This window comes from Bacillus sp. F56 (assembly GCF_001748205.1).
Lineage (GTDB): Bacteria > Bacillota > Bacilli > Bacillales > Bacillaceae > Bacillus > Bacillus stercoris.
Map to the genome: position 1 here is coordinate 1 of NZ_BDFC01000017.1, position 3,052 is coordinate 3,052.

A 3,052-nucleotide genomic window follows, 5' to 3' on the forward strand; every position below is an offset into this window, starting at 1 on the left:
TTCTCTCAAAACTAGATAACAGGTGTGACATCATTCAAAATGTGGTTAAGTCCTCGATCGATTAGTATCTGTCAGCTCCATGTGTCGCCACACTTCCACCTCAGACCTATCAACCTGATCATCTTTCAGGGATCTTACTTCCTTGCGGAATGGGAAATCTCATCTTGAGGGGGGCTTCATGCTTAGATGCTTTCAGCACTTATCCCGTCCGCACATAGCTACCCAGCGATGCCCTTGGCAGAACAACTGGTACACCAGCGGTGCGTCCATCCCGGTCCTCTCGTACTAAGGACAGCTCCTCTCAAATTTCCTGCGCCCGCGACGGATAGGGACCGAACTGTCTCACGACGTTCTGAACCCAGCTCGCGTACCGCTTTAATGGGCGAACAGCCCAACCCTTGGGACCGACTACAGCCCCAGGATGCGATGAGCCGACATCGAGGTGCCAAACCTCCCCGTCGATGTGGACTCTTGGGGGAGATAAGCCTGTTATCCCCGGGGTAGCTTTTATCCGTTGAGCGATGGCCCTTCCATGCGGAACCACCGGATCACTAAGCCCGACTTTCGTCCCTGCTCGACTTGTAGGTCTCGCAGTCAAGCTCCCTTGTGCCTTTACACTCTGCGAATGATTTCCAACCATTCTGAGGGAACCTTTGGGCGCCTCCGTTACCTTTTAGGAGGCGACCGCCCCAGTCAAACTGCCCACCTGACACTGTCTCCCCGCCCGATAAGGGCGGCGGGTTAGAAGGTCAATACAGCCAGGGTAGTATCCCACCGATGCCTCCACCGAAGCTGGCGCTCCGGTTTCCAAGGCTCCTACCTATCCTGTACAAGCTGTACCAACATTCAATATCAGGCTGCAGTAAAGCTCCACGGGGTCTTTCCGTCCTGTCGCGGGTAACCTGCATCTTCACAGGTACTATAATTTCACCGAGTCTCTCGTTGAGACAGTGCCCAGATCGTTGCGCCTTTCGTGCGGGTCGGAACTTACCCGACAAGGAATTTCGCTACCTTAGGACCGTTATAGTTACGGCCGCCGTTTACTGGGGCTTCAATTCGCACCTTCGCTTACGCTAAGCGCTCCTCTTAACCTTCCAGCACCGGGCAGGCGTCAGCCCCTATACTTCGCCTTACGGCTTCGCAGAGACCTGTGTTTTTGCTAAACAGTCGCCTGGGCCTATTCACTGCGGCTCTCTCGGGCTTGCACCCTAACAGAGCACCCCTTCTCCCGAAGTTACGGGGTCATTTTGCCGAGTTCCTTAACGAGAGTTCTCTCGATCACCTTAGGATTCTCTCCTCGCCTACCTGTGTCGGTTTGCGGTACGGGCACCTCTCACCTCGCTAGAGGCTTTTCTTGGCAGTGTGGAATCAGGAACTTCGCTACTATATTTCGCTCGCCATCACAGCTCAGCCTTATGGGAAACGGATTTGCCTATTTCCCAGCCTAACTGCTTGGACGCGGATATCCAATACCGCGCTTACCCTATCCTCCTGCGTCCCCCCATTGCTCAAATGGTGAGGAGGTGGTACAGGAATATCAACCTGTTGTCCATCGCCTACGCCTTTCGGCCTCGGCTTAGGTCCCGACTAACCCTGAGCGGACGAGCCTTCCTCAGGAAACCTTAGGCATTCGGTGGAGGGGATTCTCACCCCTCTTTCGCTACTCATACCGGCATTCTCACTTCTAAGCGCTCCACCAGTCCTTCCGGTCTGGCTTCACAGCCCTTAGAACGCTCTCCTACCACTGTTCGAAGAACAGTCCGCAGCTTCGGTGATACGTTTAGCCCCGGTACATTTTCGGCGCAGAGTCACTCGACCAGTGAGCTATTACGCACTCTTTAAATGGTGGCTGCTTCTAAGCCAACATCCTGGTTGTCTAAGCAACTCCACATCCTTTTCCACTTAACGTATACTTTGGGACCTTAGCTGGCGGTCTGGGCTGTTTCCCTTTCGACTACGGATCTTATCACTCGCAGTCTGACTCCCAAGGATAAGTCATTGGCATTCGGAGTTTGACTGAATTCGGTAACCCGGTAGGGGCCCCTAGTCCAATCAGTGCTCTACCTCCAAGACTCTTACCTTGAGGCTAGCCCTAAAGCTATTTCGGAGAGAACCAGCTATCTCCAGGTTCGATTGGCATTTCACCCCTACCCACACCTCATCCCCGCACTTTTCAACGTGCGTGGGTTCGGGCCTCCATTCAGTGTTACCTGAACTTCACCCTGGACATGGGTAGATCACCTGGTTTCGGGTCTACGACCACGTACTCATGCGCCCTATTCAGACTCGCTTTCGCTGCGGCTCCGCATCTTCTGCTTAACCTTGCACGGGATCGTAACTCGCCGGTTCATTCTACAAAAGGCACGCCATCACCCGTTAACGGGCTCTGACTACTTGTAGGCACACGGTTTCAGGATCTCTTTCACTCCCCTTCCGGGGTGCTTTTCACCTTTCCCTCACGGTACTGGTTCACTATCGGTCACTAGGGAGTATTTAGCCTTGGGAGATGGTCCTCCCGGATTCCGACGGAATTTCACGTGTTCCGCCGTACTCAGGATCCACTCAGGAGAGAACGAAGTTTTGACTACAGGGCTGTTACCTCCTATGGCGGGCCTTTCCAGACCTCTTCATCTACCTCGTTCTTTTGTAACTCCGTACAGAGTGTCCTACAACCCCAAGAGGCAAGCCTCTTGGTTTGGGCTAATCCCGTTTCGCTCGCCGCTACTCAGGGAATCGCATTTGCTTTCTCTTCCTCCGGGTACTTAGATGTTTCAGTTCCCCGGGTCTGCCTTCTCATATCCTATGAATTCAGATATGGATACCACTCCATTACGAGTGGTGGGTTTCCCCATTCGGAAATCTCCGGATCAAAGCTTGCTTACAGCTCCCCGAAGCATATCGGTGTTCGTCCCGTCCTTCATCGGCTCCTAGTGCCAAGGCATCCACCGTGCGCCCTTTCTAACTTAACCGTTAAAAAGAATCACTATGTGATATCTTGTATTACTAATTGAATGTGATGTCTACTGTTATCTAGTTTTCAAAGAACACGTTT

1 rRNA gene is annotated in these 3,052 nt (G+C 52.9%); it reads right to left on the reverse strand.

Features of this window, described 5'->3' with window-relative positions:
• Nucleotides 1-41 precede the first annotated feature (41 nt).
• Nucleotides 42-2,969 (reverse strand): 23S ribosomal RNA (locus tag BFW96_RS20835).
• Nucleotides 2,970-3,052 lie beyond the last annotated feature (83 nt).